The organism is Rhizobium sp. BK181 (assembly GCF_014193305.1).
GTDB lineage: Bacteria > Pseudomonadota > Alphaproteobacteria > Rhizobiales > Rhizobiaceae > Rhizobium.
Window position 1 is genome coordinate 1 of record NZ_JACHZA010000012.1, and the last position, 25,121, is coordinate 25,121.

General features: G+C 59.2%; 25 protein-coding genes. 14 read left to right on the forward strand and 11 right to left on the reverse strand.

The genetic code is table 11. The features are described 5' to 3' along the window. The 6 genes from FHT77_RS22330 to FHT77_RS22355 form a co-directional block, all read right to left on the reverse strand. Window positions 1-115: transposase (locus tag FHT77_RS22330; protein ID WP_183757036.1), on the reverse strand; the 115-nt coding region annotated here is incomplete at its 3' end. A gap of 306 nt (window positions 116-421) precedes the next feature. Beyond that, window positions 422-1,483 carry a metallophosphoesterase family protein gene (locus FHT77_RS22335; RefSeq protein ID WP_246720075.1) on the reverse strand — a complete coding sequence of 354 codons (1,062 nt, stop codon included), beginning with the start codon at window positions 1,481-1,483 and terminating at the stop codon, window positions 422-424. Window positions 1,484-1,776: 293 nt separating this feature from the next. Then, window positions 1,777-2,049 (reverse strand): hypothetical protein, encoded by a 273-nt coding sequence (locus FHT77_RS22340; RefSeq protein WP_246720077.1) that lies wholly within the window; start codon window positions 2,047-2,049, stop codon window positions 1,777-1,779. A gap of 10 nt (window positions 2,050-2,059) precedes the next feature. Next, complete coding sequence (locus tag FHT77_RS22345; RefSeq protein WP_183757039.1) at window positions 2,060-3,061, reverse strand: caspase domain-containing protein; 1,002 nt, start codon at window positions 3,059-3,061, stop codon at window positions 2,060-2,062. Between the two features lie 49 nt (window positions 3,062-3,110). Further along, window positions 3,111-3,494 (reverse strand): TIR domain-containing protein, encoded by a 384-nt coding sequence (locus tag FHT77_RS22350; RefSeq protein WP_183757040.1) that lies wholly within the window; start codon window positions 3,492-3,494, stop codon window positions 3,111-3,113. Between the two features lie 110 nt (window positions 3,495-3,604). Further along, window positions 3,605-4,501 (reverse strand): hypothetical protein, encoded by an 897-nt coding sequence (locus FHT77_RS22355; RefSeq protein WP_183757041.1) that lies wholly within the window; start codon window positions 4,499-4,501, stop codon window positions 3,605-3,607. A gap of 1,371 nt (window positions 4,502-5,872) precedes the next feature. On the opposite strand from FHT77_RS22355, the gene FHT77_RS22360 reads away from it, so the two are divergent. Then, window positions 5,873-6,088 (forward strand): DUF982 domain-containing protein, encoded by a 216-nt coding sequence (locus tag FHT77_RS22360; protein ID WP_259186226.1) that lies wholly within the window; start codon window positions 5,873-5,875, stop codon window positions 6,086-6,088. Between the two features lie 461 nt (window positions 6,089-6,549). Here the strand turns inward: FHT77_RS22360 and FHT77_RS22365 are convergent, their stop codons facing one another. Then, the gene (locus FHT77_RS22365) at window positions 6,550-7,746 is read right to left on the reverse strand and encodes an ABC transporter substrate-binding protein (RefSeq protein ID WP_183757042.1); all 1,197 of its coding nucleotides are present in this window, start codon (window positions 7,744-7,746) and stop codon (window positions 6,550-6,552) included. Window positions 7,747-8,066: 320 nt separating this feature from the next. Here FHT77_RS22365 and FHT77_RS22370 point away from each other — a divergent pair, with 320 nt between their 5' ends. The 11 genes from FHT77_RS22370 to FHT77_RS22420 all read left to right on the forward strand — a co-directional run bounded on the left by FHT77_RS22370 (window position 8,067) and on the right by FHT77_RS22420 (window position 17,818). Then, window positions 8,067-8,336, forward strand: a complete 270-nt coding sequence (locus tag FHT77_RS22370; RefSeq protein WP_183757043.1) for a hypothetical protein — start codon at window positions 8,067-8,069, stop codon at window positions 8,334-8,336. A gap of 145 nt (window positions 8,337-8,481) precedes the next feature. Continuing rightward, the gene (locus tag FHT77_RS22375) at window positions 8,482-8,703 is read left to right on the forward strand and encodes a hypothetical protein (protein ID WP_183757044.1); all 222 of its coding nucleotides are present in this window, start codon (window positions 8,482-8,484) and stop codon (window positions 8,701-8,703) included. 597 nt (window positions 8,704-9,300) lie between these two features. Then, entirely contained in the window at window positions 9,301-10,506 is a 1,206-nt protein-coding gene (pcaF, locus tag FHT77_RS22380) for a 3-oxoadipyl-CoA thiolase (RefSeq protein WP_183757045.1), read from the forward strand. Between the two features lie 25 nt (window positions 10,507-10,531). After that, on the forward strand, window positions 10,532-11,536 hold the full coding sequence (gene paaA / locus FHT77_RS22385; protein WP_183757046.1) for a 1,2-phenylacetyl-CoA epoxidase subunit PaaA: 1,005 nt from the start codon (window positions 10,532-10,534) through the stop codon (window positions 11,534-11,536). A 99-nt stretch (window positions 11,537-11,635) separates the two neighbouring features. Further along, window positions 11,636-11,920, forward strand: a complete 285-nt coding sequence (gene paaB / locus FHT77_RS22390) for a 1,2-phenylacetyl-CoA epoxidase subunit PaaB (protein WP_016557520.1) — start codon at window positions 11,636-11,638, stop codon at window positions 11,918-11,920. Further along, window positions 11,920-12,699, forward strand: coding sequence for a 1,2-phenylacetyl-CoA epoxidase subunit PaaC (gene paaC / locus FHT77_RS22395; protein ID WP_183757047.1), 780 nt, complete (start codon window positions 11,920-11,922; stop codon window positions 12,697-12,699). Before paaB ends, paaC begins: the two co-directional genes overlap by 1 nt. Window positions 12,700-12,714: 15 nt before the next feature. Further along, on the forward strand, window positions 12,715-13,239 hold the full coding sequence (gene paaD / locus FHT77_RS22400; protein WP_183757048.1) for a 1,2-phenylacetyl-CoA epoxidase subunit PaaD: 525 nt from the start codon (window positions 12,715-12,717) through the stop codon (window positions 13,237-13,239). Window positions 13,240-13,263: 24 nt separating this feature from the next. Then, entirely contained in the window at window positions 13,264-14,340 is a 1,077-nt protein-coding gene (gene paaE, locus FHT77_RS22405) for a 1,2-phenylacetyl-CoA epoxidase subunit PaaE (RefSeq protein WP_183757049.1), read from the forward strand. Between the two features lie 27 nt (window positions 14,341-14,367). After that, window positions 14,368-15,123: a Phenylacetic acid catabolic protein gene (locus FHT77_RS22410; RefSeq protein WP_183757050.1), complete on the forward strand. Its 756-nt coding sequence runs from the start codon at window positions 14,368-14,370 to the stop codon at window positions 15,121-15,123. Between the two features lie 17 nt (window positions 15,124-15,140). Continuing rightward, entirely contained in the window at window positions 15,141-17,198 is a 2,058-nt protein-coding gene (gene paaZ, locus FHT77_RS22415) for a phenylacetic acid degradation bifunctional protein PaaZ (protein ID WP_183757051.1), read from the forward strand. 5 nt (window positions 17,199-17,203) lie between these two features. Beyond that, window positions 17,204-17,818 (forward strand): transferase hexapeptide repeat family protein, encoded by a 615-nt coding sequence (locus FHT77_RS22420; protein ID WP_183757052.1) that lies wholly within the window; start codon window positions 17,204-17,206, stop codon window positions 17,816-17,818. Between the two features lie 6 nt (window positions 17,819-17,824). On the opposite strand, the gene FHT77_RS22425 is transcribed toward FHT77_RS22420, so the two are convergent. From FHT77_RS22425 to paaG, 4 genes are all read right to left on the reverse strand, one after another. Next, entirely contained in the window at window positions 17,825-18,421 is a 597-nt protein-coding gene (locus tag FHT77_RS22425) for a TetR/AcrR family transcriptional regulator (protein WP_183757053.1), read from the reverse strand. Window positions 18,422-18,524: 103 nt separating this feature from the next. Next, window positions 18,525-19,835 carry a phenylacetate--CoA ligase PaaK gene (gene paaK / locus FHT77_RS22430; protein WP_183757054.1) on the reverse strand — a complete coding sequence of 437 codons (1,311 nt, stop codon included), beginning with the start codon at window positions 19,833-19,835 and terminating at the stop codon, window positions 18,525-18,527. Between the two features lie 33 nt (window positions 19,836-19,868). Continuing rightward, window positions 19,869-20,318, reverse strand: a complete 450-nt coding sequence (gene paaI / locus FHT77_RS22435) for a hydroxyphenylacetyl-CoA thioesterase PaaI (RefSeq protein WP_183757055.1) — start codon at window positions 20,316-20,318, stop codon at window positions 19,869-19,871. Next, window positions 20,315-21,109 (reverse strand): 2-(1,2-epoxy-1,2-dihydrophenyl)acetyl-CoA isomerase PaaG, encoded by a 795-nt coding sequence (gene paaG, locus FHT77_RS22440; RefSeq protein ID WP_183757056.1) that lies wholly within the window; start codon window positions 21,107-21,109, stop codon window positions 20,315-20,317. The genes paaI and paaG overlap by 4 nt, the downstream gene beginning before the upstream one ends. 101 nt (window positions 21,110-21,210) lie before the next feature. On the opposite strand from paaG, the gene paaN reads away from it, so the two are divergent. Together paaN and FHT77_RS22450 are read left to right on the forward strand one after the other, a co-directional pair. Then, window positions 21,211-22,869: a phenylacetic acid degradation protein PaaN gene (paaN, locus tag FHT77_RS22445; protein WP_183757057.1), complete on the forward strand. Its 1,659-nt coding sequence runs from the start codon at window positions 21,211-21,213 to the stop codon at window positions 22,867-22,869. Between the two features lie 112 nt (window positions 22,870-22,981). Further along, a complete protein-coding gene (locus FHT77_RS22450; RefSeq protein ID WP_183757058.1) occupies window positions 22,982-25,036 on the forward strand; it encodes a 3-hydroxyacyl-CoA dehydrogenase NAD-binding domain-containing protein in 2,055 nt (684 codons plus the stop codon). The last annotated feature ends 85 nt before the right edge of the window (window positions 25,037-25,121 follow it).

The following is a 25,121-nucleotide window of genomic DNA, read 5'->3' on the forward strand; positions in this document are numbered from 1 at the left end:
AGATGCTGGCATCGCTGACGCCGTGCTTGCGGCAAAGCTCCGAGACCGGCGTACCCGCCTCGTGCTCCTTCAGAATGCCGATAATCTGTTCGTCTGTGAAACGGCTGCGCTTCATTCCCTGGTCCTCTCAATGGGCCAGAGCTTACTTCAAAATGGATTATTTCAACGGGGCAAGGTCACGGCGTTTGAAAGGGCCAGTCATTTCCGCGACAGAGATGGGAAGACGTATCGACGCGATGATCGAGCGGAAACGACTGTCCCTGGCAAATCAATGAAAGGCTCGCGGGCGGGGAGGGCATTGGTGGCGCGCCAATCCGGAGCCATCGTGTTTAACGTCGGCTAAGCGCTTCTTCGAGCCAGTTGGACAAGGCGAGCTGCCCGGCGACTTGCGTAAGCGGCGCGTTGTGGTTCTCCGGTAACTTTAGAATTCCTCCGTAAACACCTCACGTGGCACGGAATTATTTAACTCATAATACGCCGCTTTGCATGTGTCCGCAGCGAAGGAGAGCAGGGTGAAACCGTGATTCCAGACGCTCCCGTTCGTTCCGAGTTCGGTGTTCTTCATTAGCTCGGGTATATGGTCGAGATCATGTCTCGGCTTGTAGATCTCGTCCTTGATGGAGACGGGGATTGCTCCGTGCCCAATGCACCGGCCGCGCTGCACCCCCTCAAAGGGCTGGTAGATACTGAGCGAATGTTCATGGCCCCAGAACCAGGCCGAAATCTCGCCTTTTGCCGAAAGCTCGTTGAACGCTCTCAAAAGATGCGGGTTCGTAGCCTTCCGCTTTCCGGTCGCCAGTTTTGGCCCGACCTCGGAGTAGGCGGAGAACAATTGGTGATGGGAGAGGAGAATTGTCTTCCCCTGAAACTCCTCCATCCGTTTCACATGCCAATCCAGTTCATCGTCGTCGATAGTGACGAGGGCGTCGCCGACGCCATACGGGCTGTAGTCGTGCTTCCCGGTATCCAACGCCAGCAGCTGCCAATTCTCGTCGGTCGACCTCAGGCAGAAGAAGCTCGCCCCCTGATCCTTGGGTTCCGGGTTCAGGCTCTGAACCAGTTCGTAAAAGCCGAGCCCGCCGGAGTACATGTCGTGGTTTCCGGAAAGGGTGTAGACTGCTTTATCGGTGCCCTTGCGATAGATTTTCTCGACAGGAGCGAGGAAGTTCTCCCGGCACTCGTGCGGTGTACCCGAGTAGTAGATGTCGCCAAGGTGAATAAGGACCTGAGGGTCGAAATCTGTGATGGCCCTGAGCAGTTCAAATGCGGGGTTGTTGCCCGTTCCCCAGTCCGCCATCAGCGCGATACTGGCATCAGCGGCGATTGAAATGATCCGATCCCCCACGTCCGCGGGCCGAATATAGGGGATTTCCGCGCGATCTCCTTCCGGCCCAAAGTAACGGTGATACTCCTCCAGGCAAGTTATCCACTCACCGTCACAAGGACTTCCGGCATATTCGTCCGCGACCTGTTGAAGCGACATTTTGTCATTCCGGGAAAGCGCCTTTAGGTATCGCAGCGCTAGCTCAGAACAGAGACGGGGGACGCTTCGAAGCTGGAGGTCCCTTGGACGCGGTCCGTCGTAGAGTTCGGGCAAACCTGCCTCTCGCCGAGCGATATTGCGGGCGTCCTCTCTCGCCTGACTTGATGCCGATCGTTGCAGCCCTCGGCGTCGAGCACCGATGTGTGACGCATCCAGCCTCTGACCGATCTCCTCGACAGCCGACTGAAAGACCGACAGCAATGGGTCTCTGAACGTCTCGAAATCTTCGCTCATCACCGGGCCTTGTCCCTTGAGGAAATCCACCGCTCGATCAGGGGAAGGTACTTCATCACCTGTTCGCGATCGCTCGCCTTCTCCTCAGGCGAAAGATCAGAGTATCCCGTTTCTATCTGCAATTCCCACCGTCGAACCAGTTCCTTCGGAATGATTAGCGAACCGTCTGGCTGCCGTTCACAGGATGAATGGACGTAACGTTGCCAATGGGCCCAACGGGCATGCTCTATCGCCGCAAGCTCTTCAATCAACTGGGAAATCCCGGAAATCATAGCCATCTCCCTAGATAAGGCCCTCGTCGACTAATCTGCGGTAGTGCTTGCCGAGTGTCGTCAACTCGCAATGTTGACTACTCATCGCGGCATGCCACATGTGCTTCGTTCCCACGGGCCGAACAAGATTGACTCGAGCGAAGTTTTGGAGTGTCGCGAAAACCGCGTTGTTGGTTGGATCGGGTTTCGGAAACGTGGAGTCTGCTTCCTGGTCGGTCGTCCGCTCGGGCTCGAAGGAGGGGTCGAGCTGGAATTGATGGTTTTGTGTTGGAAAAAGCTCTGGCAATTGGCGCAGTTCATTCAGGGCGATAGGCGGCCGGGCCTTTCTGAGCGAAACGAAGGATTCCACGTTGGTCTTGAAAACCGGTCGTTGGCCGCCCCATGGTCCCAAGGATTGATCGATGTGGGCGTATACGCTGCCAGGGGTGATATCCCCGACGAGGTTGGCGGCCGCACCTTCAAGGGCGTCAACCAGTAGGTTGGTGAAGACGCCCGGTGCGCCATTGCCGCCCTCGTGAGCGTATTGCACTTCGCTTGACGCCGTAAGAATGGTGAAACCAGGGTCAAGTTCGGTAGTGCCGGAGCCGGCTTGCTTGTTACCGATGATCCCTCCGTGGCAGCTGTCCAAAATGATGATCTTGTTAGCGGCACCGGATTGCTTCGCGAGGTTCATAACCTCGAGAAGCGGAATGCCATCGCTTCCATCCCGACAGTCGCTCGGACAAAGAAAGCCGCCCGCTGCGTCAATATACCCATGGCCTGCGAAATACAGGAGCGCGATTTCGGGCTTCCCGGAAAATAGCTTGACGATGCTGTCTCGAAACTGCCTTCGGTCGACCGACGTCAATTTATCGGTGCCCAGGAGTTTTCGGGGCGTTTGGAAATTCAAGTCCCCGTTTTCGTGTTTCTCTAGCACTTGAGCGACCGACTGCGCATCCGCCACGCAACCCCGGAGCGGGGTGAAACGCTCGTAGTAATCGATCCCCACGATCAGTGCCTTGCGGTCTTTCATCGCCTTCCCCCCCCGGAAGCGAATGGCTTCTGCACCGGCGCCGGAACTTTCAACGGCTACCCCTAATTAAAAGCTTCAGGTTATCCCATGTCCAGCGGTACATAGTGTCGGACGCGTACGCGGCGATCGGTTTCACACAGGACTTCCCGAAATAGCCCCAGAGCAGAAAATACGGGACATTATTGTCCTGGGCGATTTCGGCGCTGACACCCGTTGCCGTATTTGTGTGCTGCCCGCAGATTACGGCGACGACATCTACCGACCGAATACGCAGGCGAGCTTTGTCTTTCCACCGGACGTCTATCGCCTCTTTGATTGACCAATCCGCCAGCTCGAAAGGGCTATCCGGATGTTTTGCTTGTCCAACCAGCAGGGTTTTGAGCGCTTCGTCGTTGTCATAATCGAAGCTGATGAATAGCCGCTTTTTATACATCCGACGTTCTCCCACCGCGCATTAATGACGAGTCTGAGTCTTCCGTCCACCACGTTCCGAGTTCTTCGTATCGGCCAGCGTTGATTGAGCAGCTGCGACGCCGTTTCAACTCAGTCAATGTCATTGTAGCGGACGCTTACGAGCCTAAATCGCCGCTTCTTCGCTTGGTATGTCTCGTCGAATTTCCGATAGTGCGGATGGTCAGCGAGCGCCGCCTCGATCTCCTCTTCGGCCTTACCGAATTGTTCGTTGTCCATCCAAGGTCCATTGTCCGTTCTGTGGCGACGAACACAGGACGTCAGGTATCGGCTTCGAAAGATGACTATGTTCACATCGCGGTGAGCGCGGGTGACGTCTTCCCAGTATTCAAGGAGGCTAGGGTCCCAAGGCCTCGGTGGTCGTGTCTCAGCGACAGCCTTGGTAGTAGGTCCCCATATTAGCCTCGGGGCGAAGTAGAGAATGCCTTCGTAACCCGAACCAATTGCCCACTTCCCAACGTTGTCAGTCAAGCTTGTGCCGCCCGTTACCTCTTCGGCCATCTCCTCAGCGATGAACGTATCCGCACGATACGATGCCTCGGTTACGGCCTCGTATGCGCGGCGTCGTGCAGCGGGTTCTGTAAGATTCAAGATTTTGTCGAACGATGCATCCGCTTCCACGAATGCCGCGTTCTCGATTTGCATCTCATAGTGTTGGGCCTCCGAGAGGGCTGCCTTAGGTGACAAAGCGAAATAATGCCCACAGTTGATATCTTTCCCGGCGAACCTTCCCTGTGCGGACCACTTCCGCTCGTCGTCCATGAAAAGTCGCCACAGTGGCGGATCGCCGATGACATCCTCCTTGTCGTGCCACCTGCTGAACACTCCTTGGATACTACGCGAATGATCCAGGCTGCTTGACTGGCATTCAAAGCCTGGAATGTACGCCGCCTCGGTTTCGTCAGGCGAAGGGTTGACGTCGGGCAGAATCTGGATGCTCCTGCGGAGCCGCGCCAGCCACTTGAACATATCGAGCGACCACTTCCTGAGAGTTCGAGCAGAACGAATCTTGCGGACTTGCGCTCTTCGTGCAAGAAGATCATTTTATCGCGCTGATTGTTGGCCTCAGCCGATTGCCTCAATGTAGACTTGCGATGGCAACGGCCATGTCGCCCGACTTGTATCCGACGCTGTCTTGGGATCCGCGATCACCAGTAAGTGCCTTTGGTCGGTGCCGCTTGGTCTCTGCGACGGGAGAGGGGAATACAAGGCGCACCTTCATTCATGCGGCGAGCCGCGTCGCGGCAGCCTTGATGGCCGTGGAACACTCAGCGAAGGCGCTCTTGCGAGCTTCGCGGAATTTTTCTCGAAACCTGCATCGATCAGTTGGATTTTATGAGGCATCACATGCAGCCGCACACGTAGCGTGACCGCGTACTGATATGGGCACGGGAGGAAATGCGTCCGCCAAGCTTTGAAGCGGTACTGACGGCCCTACTCTTTATCTAGGAGAACCGGAACGTCCCGAGATCGTGACCCTTAAATGCGCGCCAGCGACAGATCCGTTCGGCGATTGACAGCAGCGCTGTTCGAGTCCGGAGCCGTGCAGTCTGAAGCGTCCCGCATTGCTTTCCCGCTCGAGTTTCAGCCAACTAGGCGCGAGGCTACCTAGGCTCTTTCGAAGTGTTAGTTGCAACAAGCATAGGTTGTAAAAACAACCTGTCACCGAACCCTCGACATGACCGTTGCTAATCTCACCGGCTATTGACGCAATTGGACGTTCGCCATTCAAATACGCGATGACCAAAGCAAAACGGACATCTATCAATCCAGGAAAGGCGGTCGCATGTGTGCGATTGCTTGAATTCATGCGCTGAAATGGCGGAAGCTTTTCGAAGATGACAATCACAGACGCCGAAGAAATCCTTCGAATTGTCACGATGTATCGCACTTCCGATGTGGGGCAATTGGTGTCCAACGACACCGATCGCAACAACTGATCGCCAGGCGAGGTTCCACCGCTCTTGAGCCCTTGATTTCTGAGACAAGCGCAAAATAGGTTTCCGATACCGTTGGTCGACTCTGTCGCGAGAGGACATGTCGTAGTACGTATGTAACTGCTCAAAGTAGACGGCGGTGGCGCTGGTCGGCACAGATACCATCTTGCCAAAAGGATCGGATAGGCGACCACTTTGTTGGACGAATCCAATCAATCGCTCGCCCGTAGAATATTTGGCTGGACGCGACACGGAGGATTCGAGGTTCTCATTGCGGATGCCAGCGGTTCGTTTGGGAAAACTCGGCATTCGATTTTCATCAGGACACTTTAACTTGCGGCTACAAGGGTGTTCCATAAGATAGATTATGCCACTTTTGCAATTATAAATTGTAATAAACATAATATGCTCGTCATTAGATGGTTCCGGGAACCCCGCTTCGGCAACGGACGCGCTGCATCTGCTGTCGTCCGATTGGCCAATACAAGATAGTTCCTCCTTTCTCGAAGCGATGGAAGCATCTCAGGGCGTTGGGAATGGCACCGTGACAAACGAGGCGGCTCAATATGCCTTTCTAGCCGCGGCGATGGATGCGGGCATCGCTTTCGAGTTTCCCTGAGGCCAATCAGACCGGCAAGCCAAGGGGCTCATTGCGTGGAACAAATGCCGGGAGGGCTTGTTCGGGACAGGAAGAACCGGCCCGCAATTCCCCGTCCTCCCTCGGCCCAGTCGCGGGGGTGCCCCACCTGCTCCGCGTTCAGGTGGGGCTCTTTATATCTTATGCCTGCCTGGTCCACCACACTTTTGCGTGGGATCTCCCGGCGACGTCCTGATGTCGTCCCTTGTTGACGAGCGGCTCTCGAACCTCCGGCGCCTTTCCTAGGCCCCATTCCTAGACGTCCTGCCGTGGAAGCCTCAAGCACTCGGCACTCTCGCATCCGAGCACTTGGTCGCCCGTGCCGTCTCGGATGGAACCCGGCGGTCACGGAAGCGCTCGCGCGAGATTGAGCAGCGGCTGCTGGGTGGGCGACATGGTCACCATGAACTTGATCAGCAGGCCAACCGTGCCATACACGGTCGTTATGGATTAGGTATTGAGCACTGTCCGACGGGGATATCATTGAAAACCATAGGGATATCGGCAGCAGTGCCCTTCGAGTCGCAATCGATCGTCACCCCGACGACGCTGCCCCAACGGTCGATGATGACATCCCTCGCCCGTTCCTGCTCTTCAACCGTTGGAAAGAGTGGATCGGCCTCGGTGCCTGAACCTCGGGATTGTGCCTCAGGCATCGGCAATTTGGGCATCCTGCCACTGCGGACCATTTCCCCTGAACGAATTGGATGGCAATGGCCGTCGGCGAACATGAGCTGGGTTTCATCCGAGTACAGGTACTCGAGCCACAGACGGGCGGCATTCGGATGTGCGGCGAAAGCGCTGATCGCCTGCGCATAAACCCCCGCGACCACGCCGGTCTTCGGCCTGATGATTTCGATCCTGCTCTTGTCCTTCAGTCTCTCGCGGTCCGCAATAGCAAGATAGTCCCAACGGATGAGGATCGGCGTTCGTCCGTCGACAAGCGTAGCGAGATTGCCGACGAGCGAGACGAAGTTTCCTTTCTCATGGAGGGTGGCGAAAAACGTCAGCCCCAATTCGGCGGCCGTCTCATGGTTGCCGCCCGCTGCCGAAAGGCCGGCGGCGAAAATGCTCTGGATTGCCTGATTGGAACCAAGATCCCCGGCTAGACCAACCGCGCCCTTATATGCAGGCTTTTGAAGATCCGCCCAATTGGTCGGCAATATCCTGATGATGTCCGTGTTCACCTCTATCGCGATCGTTCCATAGTAGGCGCCGGCCCAGTATCCGTCCGCATCCTTGGCGGCGTCCGGGATGGTCGCCCAGGTCCTCACTTTGTAGGGCTGAAGCAACCCCTCCTTTTTCGCTGACGAAGCGAAAGGGTGGCCAACGTCTATCACGTCAGGCGCAGGCGCAGCACTCACCGCCCGCGCGTTTCTTATCTCGTCGATCACCTTGGTGGATCCGATGTCCGGCGAAAGCTCGATCACCGGTATCCCGAACCTTGTCTTGAAACCGTCGATGATGGCACCGTACCCGCACCAGTCGTGGGGCAAACCGATGACGTTGAGCTGGCCTTCAGCCTTGGCGGCCGCAACCAACTCATCGAGTGGTGTCGCTTCGGTCGCTACGGCAAATGCGAGCCACCCCGCTGTTGCCGAAGCTAGGAGTAAGGAATGTTTCGTCCACTCACCTCCCATGGCCGCTCCCTTCAACGTGATGGCCAAAGCTTGTTTAATTATAGCAGTCATGGAGTTGGAGAAAAATCGCTAAAAGGCCGCCTAGTTCGTCATAGGCGTAAGGACGCCGATCCAGAGGGCCATGGCATCGGTAGAAGATCGTCGATCTCGGCCAGTGACTTGCAGGGGCTGAGAATCTCACCCGGCCGCCGAACGGCAGTAACCGACATAGGAGATTTCTGCGCGCGCACCCGGCTACAATCCGCAACCCTCGCCGATGTCGGACGTTATCGCACCATGACGCGGCCCGAATGCGCCGCCGTGCAACAGCGGAGAACGCCATGAAGAACATCCTAGACTGGCTCGAAGAGAACGTAGACAATGACGATGTGAATTTCGATGGGGAACCCGCCCTGGAACAGCAAGCCGAGATCATTCGGGCGAAAGCGGAAGCTGCCGGCTATTTGGCCGCAGATCTCTACAGAGCATGTGGTGGCGGCATCGCCGAATATCTCAGAAATCGGCGTAGAGAAGCTGTTGGCGAGAACACCGACGGTAAATTGGCGGGCGACGCCTCTCCCGGTATTACGCCCGGTTTCAACCAGCAATGAGCGGCGAACATGCGGAGGCCGCTCAACCATCGGGTGGAAGCGCCATCAAACCAGTGATAGTGGATGTAGCGATCGTCGGATCTGGCTTTGAGAGCGGACAACGGGACAAGCGCATTTTCAGTCGGGTCCCTGCTTGGATCGCGTTATGAGCCGATTTGAGGATACAGAAGCTGCCGTGACCGAGAAGCTGCGCGCACTAAAGCTGAAGCCAGACATGACAATCAACCTGTTCGACATTGCTGTTCCCTTGAACGCAGCTGGGTTTTCTCAGGAAGAAATCATGGCAATCCTCTATGCTCTGGAGCAGGACAAGATCGTCGCGTTTGCGCCGGGAAACAGGATTCGATTGCTGAAACGATTGCCCTGACGCGGTCAATGCCAAAGCACCCTCGCCTTATCTTGTTTGAAAATCGACCGGCGGCGTCCACGGCAAGACAAAAGTGTCCTGCGTCTGCAAAGTAGGAGTGTCACTCTCTCACCGATGACGGCGGAGACTGCGAATGGGATGACTGCGGTTGCGTTATCTGCAGCGGACCGAGGTTTTGCTGAAGGCAAGCGCCGGCCGCATGACGTTCCTGTCGGCGCACATGTGCTTGACCCGAGCGCGTGCGAGGTGCGTCGGCTACTGGGTCGGATCCGAAGGTTCCCGTCGTCCCTTCACCGTACCGGCGCCCACGGAGCCAGCAGCCAACCATGACGCTTGCGAACAGGCAGCAGCAACTTGGCGAGCCTTCCCTCGTGGATTCGGTGCCCTGCCCGCTTCGCCGCCGGCAGCGCTTGCATTGATGCGCTCCCAAGGTCACGAACATGCTGGTTTTGTGTTAGAATTTCGGGGTGAATTTAAACGTCACAACTTATCGGAAATTTTCATTGATCTGTGACATAGTGCGTGCTAAATACATGACCGATCGGTCGGTTAATGTATTTGATGCGAGAGCCGATCGGGAGCAGGAGGAAATTGCGCATGCCGGAAGCGTTCATCTGCGATGCCGTTCGCACACCCATCGGCCGCTATGGCGGCGTACTTTCTTCGGTGCGCGCGGACGATCTCGCAGCCTTGCCACTCGCTGCCCTTATGGAACGAAATAGGGGTGTGGACTGGAGCAGGGTCGATGATCTTATCCTCGGCTGTGCTAATCAGGCGGGTGAAGACAACCGCAACGTCGCCCGCATGGCAGTGCTGCTTTCCGGAATGCCGGTCACCGTCCCCGCAACCACGATCAACCGGCTGTGCGGTTCCGGCATGGATGCCGTCGGAATGGCAGCGCGGGCGATCCGCGCAGGTGATTGCGACTTCGTTGTCGCGGGTGGTGTGGAGAGCATGAGCCGAGCGCCTTTCGTGATGCCAAAGGCAGACAGTGCTTTCTCCCGGGCAAACGCGGTCTACGACACCACGATCGGCTGGCGTTTCATCAATCCGAAAATGAAGGCGGGATTTGGCGTCGATTCCATGCCAGAGACGGCCGACAATGTAGCTGAAGATTTTGGCGTCAGCCGTGCCGATCAGGACGCCTTTGCCGCCCGCAGCCAGGCGCGGTGGGCCTCTGCGCAGAAGGTTGGCCTGTTTGCAGACGAACTGGTCTCAGTCCGGGTAGCTCAGAAGAAGGGCGATGCAGTTGTTGTTGACCGCGACGAGCATCCCCGTCCGGGCACGACTGCCGAGCAACTTTCAAGGCTCAAAGGCGTCAACGGTGCGGACCTCAGTGTCACCGCGGGCAATGCTTCGGGCGTCAACGATGGCGCTGCGGCCCTCGTTATCGCAAGCGAGGCAGTTGCAAGAACACAGGGGTTGTCGCCGAAAGCACGCATCGTCGCGATGGCTGCAGCCGGCGTTGAGCCGCGCATCATGGGAGTGGGCCCGGCGCCAGCTGCCCGGAAAGTCCTCGCACGTGCTGGACTCGCTATCGGGCAGATGGACGTGATCGAACTTAACGAGGCATTTGCTGCGCAGGCGCTTGCCGTGCTGCGCGATCTGGACCTTCCCGATGACGCGCCCCATGTCAATCCGAATGGTGGTGCCATCGCAATGGGGCATCCACTCGGGATGAGCGGGGCCCGATTGGTAACGACCGCAACCTACCAATTGCACCGCCGTGGCGGCCGCTATGCGCTCTGCATGATGTGCATCGGCGTCGGCCAGGGCATCGCCATCATCCTCGAGCGCGTCTGACGCGCGAAGGCAAGGGAGACAAACGATGTACGCACAGATGGTCAAGACCGACAGCGCCCACGTCAAGACGCTCGACGAAATGGATCCCGTCGAACGCGCCTTCCAGGAACGGGTCGACGCCGGCCAGAAGATCGAGCCAAAGGAATGGATGCCGGAAGGCTATCGCAAGACGTTGATGCGTCAGATCAGCCAGCACGCCCATTCCGAGATTGTCGGTCAGCTGCCGGAAGGCAATTGGATCACCCGAGCGCCCACCTTGGAGCGCAAGGCGATATTACTCGCCAAGGTGCAGGATGAGGCCGGACACGGGCTCTACCTATACTGTGCCGCTGAAACGCTCGGAATTAGCCGGGACGAAATGTATGAACAGCTGCATAGTGGCAAGGCAAAGTACTCCTCGATCTTCAACTACCCGACGCTGAACTGGGCAGACATCGGCGCGATCGGCTGGCTGGTCGATGGTGCTGCGATCATGAACCAGGTGCCGTTGCAGCGCTGTTCCTACGGGCCTTATGCCCGTGCCATGGTCCGCATCTGCAAGGAGGAAAGCTTCCATCAACGCCAGGGCTTCGACATCCTGATGAAGATGGTCAAGGGAACGCCCGCGCAGAAGGAAATGGTCCAGGACGCCTTGAACCGCTGGTGGTGGCCATCGCTGATGATGTTTGGCCCCTCCGATGACGCATCGGTGCATTCCGCACAATCGATGTCTTGGAAGATCAAGCAGAACTCCAACGACGAGCTGCGCCAAAAGTTCGTCGACCAGACGGTACCGCAGGCAGAATACCTCGGCCTCACGGTCCCGGACCCGGATCTGAAGTGGAACGAGGAAAAGGGTGGCTATGATTTCGGCGAACCTGACTGGACCGAGTTCTTCGCCGTCATCGCTGGCAACGGTCCGTGCAATGCCGAGCGCCTTGGCGCACGGCAGAAGGCATGGAACGACGGCGCTTGGTTCCGTGACGGTCTCGTTGCACATGCCGACAAGATGAAATCGCGTCGTGCCGCTGCGCAGGTCGCCGCCGAATAATGTCAGAACGCCGCGAGGCGCTCTTTGAGTAGTTGCTATCGTAACAAATCCGCGATCTCGCGCCTTCGGCCGAGGAAATGCGAGCAGGGAGAAACAACCATGTCCAGCGAATGGCCCCTTTGGGAAGTTTTCATCCGTGGCCAGCACGGCTTGAATCACCGGCATGTTGGCAGCCTTCATGCGCCCGATGCCGAGATGGCCGTCAACAACGCCCGTGACGTTTACACTCGTCGCAATGAAGGTGTGAGCATTTGGGTCGTTCGGTCCAGCGACATCACGGCCAGCGCGCCGTCCGACAAGGGCCCGCTGTTTGATCCGTCGAATTCGAAGGTCTATCGGCATCCGACTTTCTTCGACATTCCGGATGAAGTGGGGCACATGTGATGAGCGCGATCTCCAATATATCAGTCAGTGACGCGACTCTTTTCGAGTGCCTGACCCGTCTCGGCGACAATTCACTGATCCTCGGTCATCGCGTTTCAGAATGGTGCGGGCATTCACCGGCCCTTGAAGAGGACATCGCGCTTTCCAATACGGCGCTTGATCTGATCGGTCAGACGCAGCTTTGGCTCGGCCTTGCCGGAGAGATCGAAGGTCGTGGTCGCAGCGCCGACAATCTTGCTTATCTGCGTGATGCTCGCGACTTCCGCAACGTTCTGCTCGTCGAGCGTCCGAACGGCGATTTTGGGACGACGCTGATGCGTCAGTTTCTCTTTGACGCCTGGCACTTCCTCATGCTGAAGGCACTTTGCGGCTCGACCGACAAACGCATTGCAGACATTGCCGAAAAAGCCACCAAGGAAGTTGCCTACCACCTCGATCGCAGCCGTGACCTGATCATCCGCCTTGGCGACGGTACTGCCGAAAGCCATCGCCGCATGCAGGGCGCACTTGACGACCTCTGGGCCTATACCGGCGAGCTTTTTATGGGCGACACGTCCGACGTGGAGCTGGCCGAGGCGGGCATCGCGCCGGAACCCGAGAGCCTGAAAGCTGCGTGGGACGAACTGGTTGGCGAGGCACTGTCAGAGGCGACACTGAAGAAGCCGACGGACGGTTACATGCACAAGGGCGGCAAACGCGGTGTTCATACCGAACACATGGGCTTCATCCTCGCTGACCTGCAGTTTTTGCAGCGGGCTTATCCGGGCGCGACCTGGTAACGGAGGGAGGCGGTTATGACGACCGCGACTTTGCCATCGACCGCAGATGTCTGGCAGTGGCTTGGGGAGGTTCCGGATCCGGAAATCCCGGTGATCTCGCTTGTCGATCTCGGCATTATCCGAGCCATCGCTTTTGAAGGCGACACGCTGGTTGTGACAGTAACACCGACCTATTCGGGCTGTCCGGCAACCGCGATCATCAACCTGGATATCGAGCGGGCTCTACACGACAAGGGGATCGATAAGCTGCGGCTCGAGCGTCAGCTTTCGCCGGCGTGGACGACGGACTGGATTAGTGCCGATGGTCGCGAAAAGCTCAAGGCCTACGGTATCACGCCACCCGTTGATGGTACCGCGATAGATGGCCTCCTGCGCCTGCGCGCCGATCGCCTATCCGGCCGCTCCAATCTGACGATCGCCTGTCCGCGGTGCGGGTCGACGAAGACGGAAAAGATCAGCCAGTTCGGTTCGACGCCCTGCAAGGCGAGCTATCGCTGTACCGACTGTCTGGAACCATTCGATTATTTCAAGTGCATCTGACTTTTGCCTCGTGAGGTCCGTAACATGGCACGTTTCCATTCTCTTCAGGTCACCGACGTCAGGCGCGAGACGCGTGATGCCGTGGTTGTCACGCTCGCTCCGCTTGACCAGGACCGAAGCTCGTTCGATTTCACGCAGGGACAGTACCTGACGTTCCGTCGCAAGTTTGACGGCGAGGAGTTGCGCCGATCCTATTCGATCTGTGCCGGGCGCGACGAGGGTGTACTGCGGGTCGGCATCAAGCGGGTGGATGGCGGATGCTTTTCGACCTGGGCGAACGAGGAACTGCAAATCGGTGATACGCTTGAAGCCATGCCGCCAACGGGGGCCTTCTTCACCGCGATCGAACCCGAAATATCCAAGAACTACCTCGGATTTGCTGCCGGCAGCGGGATTACACCGGTTCTTTCCATCATCAAAACCACGTTGGCGCGTGAACCGAAATCGCGCTTCACGCTCGTCTACGCGAACCGTCAGATCAGTTCGATCATGTTCCGCGAGGAACTGGATGACCTGAAGAACAGCTACCTTGGCCGCCTGTCAATTCTGCATGTTCTGGAAAGCGAGGCACAGGATATCGACCTCTTCACCGGCCGGATCGATGCGGACAAATGTGCGGCGCTCTTCCGGCATTGGGTTGACCTCAAATCCGTCAACACGGCCTTCATCTGTGGTCCCGAACCGATGATGCTGACGATCGCAGCCGCGCTTCGCGATCACGGGATGCGCGACGAGCAGATCAAGTTCGAGCTCTTTGCATCCTCGCAGCCGGGTCGGGCGCGCCGCAAAACCGAAAGCACAGCCTCTCACGATCGCGACGCGAGCTGTGAGGCAACGGTCACGCTCGACGGCGCAACGCGTGTTTTCAAGATGCCGAAGCAGGGACAAACTCTTTTGGAAGCGGCGTTGGAGAACCGTATGGACGCCCCCTACGCCTGCAAGGCAGGTGTGTGTTCCACATGCCGGGCCAAGGTCATCGAGGGTGAGACCGAGATGGAGGTCAACCACGCGCTGGAGGATTACGAAGTGCGCCAGGGCTACGTCTTGACCTGTCAGTGTTATCCGCTGAGCGACCGTGTCGTGGTCAGCTACGACCAATAAGGCGCGCCAGCGAAGGAGGAATAGCCGATGTCCGATACGATGCCGATCGAGGAATACCTGCTCAAGGGTGGCGCGCTGACGTCGCCTGACAACGTCCCACCACGCTATCGCGGCGAGCTTTTGCGGCTGATGGCAAGTTTCGTTGACAGCGAGCTTGCAGGTGCTGCCGGGTTTGCCGATACGATCAACGATGCGCCCGGTATCAAGGAACGTATCGCCTCTGCCAAGATAGTGCTTGAGAAAACCGACCATGCCGGTCGGGTCCTTGATATCATGGGGAGTTTCGGCGCAGACACTGGCCGCTATGCGGTTCATCATCCCTGGGACGCCCGGCTAGCCCGCGCAACCGACATCGGTGCCGCCCGGCAGAGCGGTGACATGCGCCTTTCGGTCTTCCACTATCCCTTGCAGGGCTGGGTCGACGCTGTGGTCATGAACGTGCTGATGGGCAGTGCGAGTGCCATCCAGCTGCGCGAGCTTACCCATGTTTCCTATCAGCCGCTTGCCGAAGTGTTCCGTGCCATTTTACCGCGCGAGGCACATCACACCGAGCTCGGCGTCGAGGGACTGAAGCGAATTGTCCAAAGTGAAGACGGGACGACAGCGGCGCGAGCAGCGATCTCCTACTGGCGCCCGCGTGTTGCTGCAAGCTTCGGGCTCTCCGGCTCGGCGCGCTACGAGACGTTGGCGCGCTTTGGCCTGCGCCACACCCCCAACGAGGCGCTGCTTTCACAATGGCAGGCGGCCGTTGACGAGCAGCTTAACGCGCTCAATCTGAACTGACCCGGAAGGACAAGACAATGAATGTTCTGGCAAACCCGCCCCGTCGTCTCGAAAGCTATGTCTATGGCCGCTGGGTTCCTGGCACGCAGGATGGCACTAAGCTACTTGATGCCTCGACGGGGGTGCCGGTGGCTACAATCGATTCCACTGGCGTCGACTTTGCCTCATCCGTGGGTTACGGCCGAGAAAAGGCAGGCCCCGCACTGCGTCGCATGTCTTTCCACGAGCGTGCCGCTATGTTGAAGGCACTTGGCCAAGCATTGATGGAGCGCAAGGAGGAGTTCTACGCGCTCTCGTCGGCAACCGGTGCGACAAAGACAGACAGCTGGATCGATATCGATGGCGGCATTGGCACCTTGCTGTCCTATGCCTCAAAGGGCCGGCGCGAACTGCCCAACACGCGTGTCCTCGTTGACGGAGAAGTAGAACCGCTGTCGCGCGACGGAACTTTCGCCGCCCGGCATATTTTGTCGCCGCTGCAGGGCGTCGCCATACATATCAATGCATTCAACTTTCCGGTCTGGGGCATGCTCGAGAAGCTGGCGCCGACCCTGCTTGCCGGCATGCCGGCGATCGTCAAACCGGCGAGCCAGACGGCTTACCTGACTGAACTCGTCGTACGTCACATGGTTGCAACGGGCCTGCTTCCCGAAGGCGCGGTGCAGCTTGTCTGCGGTTCCGTAGGCGACCTCCTGGACCATGTCGATGGACAGGACGTGGTCACCTTCACCGGCTCGGCCTGGACCGGCCGCAAGCTGAAAACCCATCCGGCGATCATCGACAACTCGGTGCGCTTCACGATGGAGGCAGATAGTCTCAATGCCTCTGTTCTCGGTCTCGATGCCGCCCCCGGTACTGAGGAGTTCGACCTTTTCGTCAAGGAAGTCTCCCGAGAGATGACGGCAAAGGCAGGTCAGAAGTGTACGGCCATCCGTCGCGTCATCGCACCCCGCCCCTATTGCGACGCTCTGATCTCAGCCCTCGGCGAGCGCCTTGGCAAAACGGTGCTCGGCAATGCCGCCGATGAAAACGTTCGAATGGGACCGCTTGCTAGCCTTGCCCAACGCGACGAGGTCCGCGCGCGCATCCGCGATCTCCTGGCCGACGCCGAGATCGTTGCGGGTGATCCGGACATTCCCCGCATCGTCTCGGGTGACGTCGAAGCTGGTGCCTTCCTCAACCCGGTGCTCCTTTATTGCGACAATCCCTCGCACGCCCGGGCTGTTCATGACGTTGAAGCGTTTGGTCCGGTCAGCACGGTCATGCCCTATGACAGCGCTGACGAGGCCGTCGATCTTGCCCGCCGCGGCAAGGGTAGCCTAGTCTCCTCGGTCTTCACCAACGATCCGGCCTTCGCCGAAGAGGTGGTCCTTGGTATGGCTCCATTCCACGGCCGCGTACTGATCGGAAATCGCGTCAGCGCGAAGAGCTCGACCGGCCATGGCTCGCCGTTGCCAGGCCTTGTGCACGGTGGTCCTGGACGGGCCGGCGGCGGCGAGGAGCTGGGCGGGATTCGTGGGGTCAAGCACTACATGCAGCGCACTGCGGTCCAGGGCTCGCCGACGCTTCTGTCGGCGGTCACCGGCCGCTGGGTCCCGGATGCCGAGGTGCGCAAGGACCAGGAACATCCGTTCCGCAAGTCGCTTGCGGAATTGCAGATCGGCGATCAGCTCGTCACCGGCACACGGACGGTGACGCTTGAAGATATAGAGCATTTCGCCAACTTCACCGGTGATACGTTTTACGCCCATATGGACGAGGATGCGGCCAAGGCCAATCCGTTCTTCGACGGGCGCGTTGCCCACGGCTATCTGATCGTTTCCTTTGCCGCTGGCCTCTTTGTCGACCCAGCCCCGGGCCCGGTTCTTGCCAATTATGGCGTCGACAACCTGCGCTTCCTCACGCCAGTCAATCCCGGTGATACCTTGCAGGTGCAGTTGACCTGCAAGGAGATCAATCCGCGCATCGGGGCCGAGCACGGCGAAGTGCGCTGGGACTGCCGGGTAACCAACCAGAATGCAGCGACGGTCGCTCAATATGACGTGTTGACGATGGTCGCCAAAAGAAGGGACTGACTGACATGGCGCAGGTCTATTCCTATGATGGTGTCGTGCCCGTCATCCATCCGGAGGCCTTCGTCCATCCGGCCGCTGTGGTGATCGGCGACGTCATTGTAGGTCCTGCCTGCTATGTCGGGCCTTGCGCCGTATTGCGCGGGGACTTCGGACGCATCGTGATGGAACGCGGGTCGAACGTCCAGGAAACCTGCGTCGTCCATAGCTTCCCCAATGTCGAAGTGGTGATCGGCGAAGAGGGACATATCGGCCATGGCGCCGTTTTGCATGGTTGTCGGATTGGTCGCAATGCAATGGTGGGGATGAATGCGGTCGTCATGGACGAGGCCATCGTCGGGGAAAATTCGATCGTTGCCGCCATGGCCTTCGTCAAGGCGGGGGCCGAGATCCCCGCAAACAGCCTTGCCGTCGGCTCCCCTGCCCGGGTCGTTCGCGAACTCAGCGAGAAGGAAATGGCCTGGAAACGCCAGGGCACGGGCGTCTATCAACGCCTCGCACTTGAGGCCAGGGAAAAGCTTCAGCCAGCCCAGCCGCTTAGCGCGCCGGAGCCAGAGCGTCGACGCATCAGGGCCCCGGACTATGATCCCTTGATCCTGGAGCGGCTGAAATTCGGGGATTGAGTATCCCTATCGGACAGCCTTTACGCCCTCGAGGATCAAGGTCGTGGCGATATCGGCATACTCGTCACGACTGACCGGGCCACCCGGGCGAAACCACATGTAGACCCAGTTCATCATGCCGAAGAGCGACATCGTAACGGGCATCAAGAGAGGTTTGCTGGCGTTGAGATCCGGGTTGATCTCAATGATGGTGTTGGAGAAGCGCTTGACGATCCGACGCTCGATCGCGCGTAGCTCATCAAGCTGGTCCTGCGACAGCGCACTCGTGCCGTTCAGCTGCACCTTGTGCTCGTTGTCGGCGTCTCTGTAGTTTTCAAGCACTTGCCGCACCAGCAACCGTAGACGCTGCTGGGGTGTCGCCCCCGGCTCGTCTGCAGCGGCAACGGCGGCTTCCAGTTCCTCGAGATGGTTGCGAATGATGTCGAATATCAACGCGTCCTTGCTCGGATAATAGTGATAGAGGAGAGCCTTGGAGACGTTGCTGCGCGAGGCAATGTGGGCCATGGACGCTTTCTCCATCCCCATCTCTGCAAAGACGGCAGCGGCGCTGCTCAAAAGGCTGCGTTGTTTTTCTTCAAAGTCGATCGCGCGCGTGCGTGCCATATGATCCTGTGTCCCTGTCCTTCTCTCGCGCCCTCCACGCGATAAGCCGCTGTAAGCTCTTAATGACGCTTCCCGACGTCTCCGTGCCGGGAAGCGTCTGTCCTTATTCCTTGGGTCTGTTGTCGACGACCCGTTTCGCCTTGCCCTCGGACCGGGCGACTCCACCCGGATCGCGAATCTCGATCTTTGTGGTAACACCAACGATGCTCTTGATGTAGTGGGCAAGGGATTTTGCCGATGAGGCGCGGGCGATTTCGTCGGCTGCGTCAGGCGTACACTCGACATGAACCGTCATCTGGTCCATCCGCCCGGCCCGATTGAGTTCGATCTGGAAGTGCGGGGCAAGGCCCTGACACTTGAGGATCTGCTCCTCGATCTGCGTCGGGAAGACGTTGACGCCGCGCAGGATCATCATGTCGTCGGAGCGGCCGGTAATCTTTTCGATGCGCCGCATGGAACGGGCCGTGCCGGGCAGCAGCCGCGTCAGGTCGCGTGTGCGGTAGCGGATGATTGGCAGACCTTCCTTGGTCAAGGTCGTGAAGACGAGCTCGCCCATCTCTCCGTCGGGAAGAACCTCGCCCGTCACCGGGTCGATAATTTCAGGATAGAAGTGGTCTTCCCAGATGTGCAGGCCGTCCTTGGTCTCGACGCACTCACTGGCAACGCCCGGTCCCATGACCTCGGAGAGGCCGTAGATATCGACGGCATGCATGTCGAACGACTGTTCGATCTCCTGGCGCATCGCATTGGTCCAGGGCTCGGCACCGAAGATGCCCACCGCCAGCGAACTTTCGCGCGGATCGATCCCCTGCCGACGAAACTCGTCCAGGATCGAAAGCATGTATGAGGGCGTGACCATGATGATGCGGGGCTTGAAATCCTGCATCAGGATGACCTGCCGCTCCGTCATCCCACCGGACATCGGCACGACGGTACAGCCAAGCCGCTCGGCGCCGTAGTGGGCGCCAAGGCCACCGGTAAAGAGCCCGTAGCCGTAGGCAACATGCACCATGTCGCCTCTGCGGCCGCCGGCAGCCCGGATCGAACGCGCCACCATGTCTGCCCAGGTGTCGATATCCTTTTGTGTGTAACCGACGACCGTCGGCTTGCCGGTGGTGCCCGAAGAACCATGGATGCGCACCAGCTTCTCCCTGGGCACGGCAAACATTCCGAACGGATAGGTGTCGCGAAGGTCCTTCTTGGTCGTGAACGGGAACTTCGCAAGATCGGCGAGCGACTTCAGATCCGAGGGGTGGATGCCTGCCTCATCGAAGCGGACACGGTAGAACGATGAGTTGTCATAGGCGTGGACCAGCGACCATTTCATCCGGTCAAGCTGGAGCGCGGCAATCTCGTCGCGCGATGCCCTTTCGATCGCGTCAAGGTCGCCGGGGCGTGGTGATAGGTCTTCCATGTCTGTCTCCTCCGAGATAAGCGGCCGGCGGCTTTACGCCTCGTCCGGCAAAAGAGTGCCCTTGACCGTGCGCGAATGGCCGCGGAATTCAGCAATGTGATCGCCATTCTGATTGGTCACGTTGATATCGTAGATCCCGCCGCGCCCGCGTCGCGAGACCTCGCGCGCGGTCGCCGTCAATCGGTCGCCGACAAAGGCGGGTGCGATGAAGGTGACCGAGCAATGCTGCGCGACGGCGCGCTGATTGTACGTGTTGCAGGCAAAGGCGAAGGCGGAATCGGCCAATGTGAAGATATATCCACCATGGCACGTTCCGTGTCCGTTGGTCATTTCGGGTCTGATGATCATGGAGATCACCGAAAGGCCCGGCGCAACGCGGTCTCTTCTCATGCCAAGATGCCGGGTGGCATTGTCCTCATGCCACATCGCATCCGCGCAGGCATCGGCAAGCTCCTGTGCCGTCAGAACTACCCGGTCCGTCATCGTCCCTTAAACTCCGGCTTGCGCTTTTCCAGGAATGCGGCGACGCCTTCGGCATAATCCGCGCTACGGCCGGCCTCGCGCTGCAGATCGCGTTCGAGTTCAAGCTGCTGATCCAGCGAATTGGTGGCAGCAGCCTGGAGGGCGCGCTTGGTCATGCCGAGACCCTTCGTTGGTCCGGCTGCCAGTCTGCTGGCAAGCGCATGGGCTTCATCCAGAAGTGCCGCATCGTCGACCACTTTCCAGATCAGGCCCCAGCTCGCCGCCGTTTCCGCATCGAGCGGTTCAGCCGTCAGTGCGAGCGCCTTGGCGCGCGCCTCTCCAAGCAGGCGTGGCAGGCTCCAGGTGCCGCCGGAGTCGGGTACCAGACCGATCTTCGCGAAGGCCTGGATGAAGCGAGCTGATCGTGCTGCCAGAGCGATGTCGCAGGCAAGCGCGATATTGGCGCCGGCGCCGGCGGCGACGCCATTCACCGCACAGACGACTGGTTTGTCGAGCGTCCTGATCAGCCGGATCAGCGGGTTGTAGAACAGTTCAATGGTACGTCCGAGGTCCGGGGCTATCCCACCCTTTCGCGGATCACGGTCACCGAGATCCTGCCCGGCGCAAAAGCCACGTCCTGCCCCGGTCAGGAGCACGGCGCGCACCGCCGCATCGTTGTGAGCGCGCTCGAAGCCGTTGCGCAGCGCCACATGCATCTCCTCGTTAAAGGCATTGAGTTTGTCTGGGCGATTGAGCGTCAAGGCAAGGACGCCATCGGCAAGCGCCGACAGGACGGTGTCGGATTCGGACATGTTTCCTCCAGTTCCGCCAGGATCGGGCGGTTCATTAAAAAACTCTTGCATAAACCGACCGGCCGGTCAATTATAAATCCACACCACGCGAGGAACATATAATGGATGCCCTTTTTGACCGCTACCAGCCGACCCTTGTGGCGGCCCTCAAGGCCACGCAGGACCGCGGCTATTGGTCGGCCTATCCTGAAATCCCAAGCGGCAAGATTTATGGCGAAACAGCCAAGGACGATGGTCTGGCGTCTTATAACGCCCAGCTTGGCAGGCCCTTCGACCTGCCCGGTCATCCTGGAAGTGGGATTGTCGGGGCCGAAGTTTCGCCATTCGGCCCGTCGCTCGGCGTCACTTATCCGGCGGCCGATGCAAACAGCCTGATTGCCGCCTCGCAGGCTGCAGCATCCGCATGGGCAACTGCCCCGATCAAGACCCGTGTCGGCGTCTGCCTGGAAGTACTCGCACGTCTCAATCACCGCAGCTTTGAGATCGCCAATGCTGTCATGCACACGACGGGGCAGTCCTTTGCCATGGCATTCCAGGCTGGGGGACCGCACGCGCAAGACCGCGGCCTTGAGGCCGTCGCCTATGCCTACGCGGAGATGAGCCGCACGCCTGCGCAGGCCGTGTGGTCGAAACCGCAGGGCAAAGCCGAGCCGATCGTTCTTCAAAAGCACTGGCGGGTCGTTCCCAGAGGTGTCTCGCTGGTGATCGGCTGCCAAACCTTTCCGACCTGGAACAGCTATCCGGGCCTGTTTGCCAGCCTCGCGACCGGCAATACGGTCATCGTCAAGCCGCATCCAGGTGCAATTCTTCCTCTCGCGATCACCATTTCGGTTATTCGACAGGTGCTTGCGGAAGAAGGTTTTGACCGCAATATCGCGCTTCTCGCACCGGACGCTCCGGGTGCAGAAATCACCGCTGGCCTCGTTCAGAGCGAAGCCGTTTCCATCATCGACTACACCGGCTCCAGCAGCTTTGGGGAGTGGGTGCGGCGGCATGCCGGAGAGGCGAAGGTCTACACCGAAGAAACCGGTGTCAATTCGGTGGTCGTCGCAACGACTGACGACTTTGCCGGCATGTGCGCGAATATTGCCTTTTCGCTTTCGCTCTATAGCGGCCAGATGTGCACCGCCCCGCAGAACATCTATGTCCCCCGGAGTGGCATCGCGACGAACCAAGGCCATAAGGGTTTTGAGGACGTCGCGAAGGGAATTGCCTCGGCGATCGATGACCTTCTTGCCGATCCTGCGCGTGCTAACGGCGTCTGTGGCGCAATTGCCAATTCGGCAACCCTGGCGCGGATCGAGACAGCTCGCGGCCTTGGAACGCTCATTCGCGACTCTGCCCCGATCGATGCCGGGGATGCGCGCACGGCAACCCCTCTTATCCTTGGCGTGGATGCCGAAAAGACAGATGCACACGAGGAAGAACGCTTCGGTCCGATCGCCTTTGTCGTCGCGGTAGCCGATGCGGCCGAAGGCATTGAGAGGGCGGCAAGCCTAGCCCGTCGAAAGGGTGCGATCACGGCGGCGCTCTATGATACGGATGACACCAGGATTGAGAACGCCGTAAACGCGTTTTGCAACGCTGGCGTCAACCTCTCGATCAATTTGACGGGAGGAATTTTCGTGAACCAGAGCGCTGCCTTCAGCGACTTCCACGTCACAGGTGCAAACCCGGCAGGTAATGCCAGCCTCACCGACGCCGCCTTCGTGGCAGAGCGGTTTAGCACAGTGATGTGGCGCCAACCGAGGACGGTCTGACCGGTTACCAAGACGCCAACAACGCGAAGCCTTATTCCCTCCCTGCCCGCAATGACGGCATAGGAACGAACGGAACCAGACAGCTTTGCGATGCAGACGAGGATGCAAGCAAATGACACTGACAATAAAACAGATCGGCAAGATCGCCGTCGTGACCGTTGATAACCCGCCGGTCAATGCCCTTTCGCAGGCTGTACGACAGGATCTTTGGAACGCCGCTGAGGCGCTCGACCGCGACCCCTCGGTTGACGCGGTGGTGCTGATCTGCGCCGGACGGACATTCATTGCCGGGGCCGATGTGAGCGAATTCGGCAAACCGCCCCTCCCCCCTCACCTTCCAGACCTCGTCACGCGTATCGAGAAGACGGCCAAGCCGTGGGTCGCAGCAATCCACGGCAGTGCGCTCGGCGGAGGCTTCGAGATTGCACTCGGCTGCCGTTTTCGCGTGGCCTCGCCATCGGCGAGCATCGGTCTGCCAGAAGTACGGCTGGGGATCGTCCCGGGTGCTGGCGGCACGGTGCGCCTTCCGCGTCTGGCCGGAGCGGCGCTCGCCGCTGACATGGTCACGTCTGGCCAACCTGTCACGGCCCTGCGGGCTCGCGCGCAAGGGTTGATCGATGCCGTTGTCGAAGACGACCTGGAAAGCGGCGCGATCGACTTCCTCCGCCTGGCTCTCGCCCAACCCCTCCCGCCTCCCCTTTGCGAACGGTACGTCCCTGCCGTGGAGGCGAGCTTTTGGGAGACAACTGCGAAATCAGTTGCGTTGCGCGCCAAGCGGGAACAGGCTCCCCTTCGGGCTCTCGACTGTATCCGCAAGGCCTGCGAATACGAGTTCGAGGCTGCAATGGAGTTTGAACGTGAGACATTCCTTGACTTGCGCGGCTCGCCCCAGGCTCGAGCCTTGCGTCACGTTTTCTTCGCGGAGCGTGCAGCACCAAGGCCGCCAGAGCTTCGCGCGACAGTCCCGCAATCGATCAGATCCGCTGCGGTGATTGGCGGCGGAACGATGGGAGCCGGGATCGCTGCGGCACTTTGTGATGCCCAATTGCCAGTCACACTGGTCGAGCGTGACAGCGAGGCGCTCGACCGCGGGCTTTCCAATCTGCGCGCAATCTTCGAAAGCTCCGTCAAGCGCGGCAAGATCAGCCCCGATGTCGCGGAAGAGCGGCTTGCCGCAGTGACCGCCACGACCGACTACGGTGCCCTCGCTGACGTCGACCTCGTAATCGAGGCAGTCTTTGAGGATCTCGGCGTCAAGCGCGATGTCTTCGCCAGACTGTCGGCAGTCTGCCGCCCCGATACTTTGCTGGCCACCAACACCTCCTATCTCGATCCGGGGCAGATCGCGGCCGACATCGCGCATCCGGAGCGCTTTCTTGGCCTGCACTTCTTCAGTCCAGCTCAGGTGATGAAGCTGCTGGAGATCGTGCCAACACCGGATACGGCCCCGGTCACGCTCGCGACTGGCTTCGCACTCGCCCGCATGATGAACAAGATCCCGGTCCGTGCCGGCATCTGTGATGGCTTCATCGGCAACCGGATACTCAAGGTCACACGTGCACAGGCGGAACGCCTGCTGTTGTCGGGTGCAGAACCGCAGACCGTCGATTCCGCCATGCGTGCCTTTGGCCTGCCGATGGGGCCGTTCGAGGCGCAGGACCTTGGTGGTCTCGACATCGCTGCGTTTCAGCGTCGGGCTGCCCGCGTAAGGGGAGAGACGCCCTTTGCACCGGTCGCCGATCGGCTCTATGCCTTGGGACGTTTCGGGCAGAAGAGCGGTGGTGGCTGGTATGACTACGACAAGGGCGATCGGACGCCCAAGCCGTCCGTTGCAGTTGCTGGCATAATCGCTGCCGAAGCCTTGGCCACGCCGCAGCGACAGTGGAGCGAAGGCGAGATCGTTGATTGCATCGTATTGCCCATGATCAACGAGGCCGCAAGAATCCTGGACGAGACGATTGCTGCGCGGTCTGAAGACATCGATCTCGTTCAAATTCACGGTTATGGATTCCCACGCTTCAGAGGCGGTCTGATGCATTACGCCGAGACACGGGGACTTGGGGATATCGTTGCGATACTCGAACGTTTTGCCAAAGAAGGCCTTGCTGAGCCTCCATGCGGCCTGCTCCGCAACAGCACAGGTTCTGGCCGCTTTGGTTTACCATAGTTGCGCGTTGGACCAAAGCTGCCAACCAGTCAACTGCTCTTGGTCCGGTGCGTCCTACGAGTCAACGTGCCTCGCTCTTTGAGAA

Coding starts and splice junctions, on each gene's coding strand:
- paaZ (WP_183757051.1), top strand. CDS start 15,141: ATGAATGTTCTGGCAAACCCGCCCCGTCGTCTCGAAAGCTATGTCTAT.
- FHT77_RS22410 (WP_183757050.1), top strand. CDS start 14,368: ATGTCCGATACGATGCCGATCGAGGAATACCTGCTCAAGGGTGGCGCG.
- paaI (WP_183757055.1), bottom strand. CDS start 20,318: ATGACGGACCGGGTAGTTCTGACGGCACAGGAGCTTGCCGATGCCTGC.
- FHT77_RS22420 (WP_183757052.1), top strand. CDS start 17,204: ATGGCGCAGGTCTATTCCTATGATGGTGTCGTGCCCGTCATCCATCCG.
- paaD (WP_183757048.1), top strand. CDS start 12,715: ATGACGACCGCGACTTTGCCATCGACCGCAGATGTCTGGCAGTGGCTT.
- FHT77_RS22375 (WP_183757044.1), top strand. CDS start 8,482: ATGAGCCGATTTGAGGATACAGAAGCTGCCGTGACCGAGAAGCTGCGC.
- pcaF (WP_183757045.1), top strand. CDS start 9,301: ATGCCGGAAGCGTTCATCTGCGATGCCGTTCGCACACCCATCGGCCGC.
- FHT77_RS22370 (WP_183757043.1), top strand. CDS start 8,067: ATGAAGAACATCCTAGACTGGCTCGAAGAGAACGTAGACAATGACGAT.
- FHT77_RS22355 (WP_183757041.1), bottom strand. CDS start 4,501: ATGTTCAAGTGGCTGGCGCGGCTCCGCAGGAGCATCCAGATTCTGCCC.
- FHT77_RS22345 (WP_183757039.1), bottom strand. CDS start 3,061: ATGAAAGACCGCAAGGCACTGATCGTGGGGATCGATTACTACGAGCGT.
- paaK (WP_183757054.1), bottom strand. CDS start 19,835: ATGGAAGACCTATCACCACGCCCCGGCGACCTTGACGCGATCGAAAGG.
- FHT77_RS22450 (WP_183757058.1), top strand. CDS start 22,982: ATGACACTGACAATAAAACAGATCGGCAAGATCGCCGTCGTGACCGTT.
- FHT77_RS22365 (WP_183757042.1), bottom strand. CDS start 7,746: ATGGGAGGTGAGTGGACGAAACATTCCTTACTCCTAGCTTCGGCAACA.
- paaA (WP_183757046.1), top strand. CDS start 10,532: ATGTACGCACAGATGGTCAAGACCGACAGCGCCCACGTCAAGACGCTC.
- FHT77_RS22350 (WP_183757040.1), bottom strand. CDS start 3,494: ATGTATAAAAAGCGGCTATTCATCAGCTTCGATTATGACAACGACGAA.
- FHT77_RS22340 (WP_246720077.1), bottom strand. CDS start 2,049: ATGATTTCCGGGATTTCCCAGTTGATTGAAGAGCTTGCGGCGATAGAG.
- paaG (WP_183757056.1), bottom strand. CDS start 21,109: ATGTCCGAATCCGACACCGTCCTGTCGGCGCTTGCCGATGGCGTCCTT.
- paaN (WP_183757057.1), top strand. CDS start 21,211: ATGGATGCCCTTTTTGACCGCTACCAGCCGACCCTTGTGGCGGCCCTC.
- FHT77_RS22425 (WP_183757053.1), bottom strand. CDS start 18,421: ATGGCACGCACGCGCGCGATCGACTTTGAAGAAAAACAACGCAGCCTT.
- paaB (WP_016557520.1), top strand. CDS start 11,636: ATGTCCAGCGAATGGCCCCTTTGGGAAGTTTTCATCCGTGGCCAGCAC.
- paaC (WP_183757047.1), top strand. CDS start 11,920: ATGAGCGCGATCTCCAATATATCAGTCAGTGACGCGACTCTTTTCGAG.
- FHT77_RS22335 (WP_246720075.1), bottom strand. CDS start 1,483: ATGTCGCTTCAACAGGTCGCGGACGAATATGCCGGAAGTCCTTGTGAC.
- paaE (WP_183757049.1), top strand. CDS start 13,264: ATGGCACGTTTCCATTCTCTTCAGGTCACCGACGTCAGGCGCGAGACG.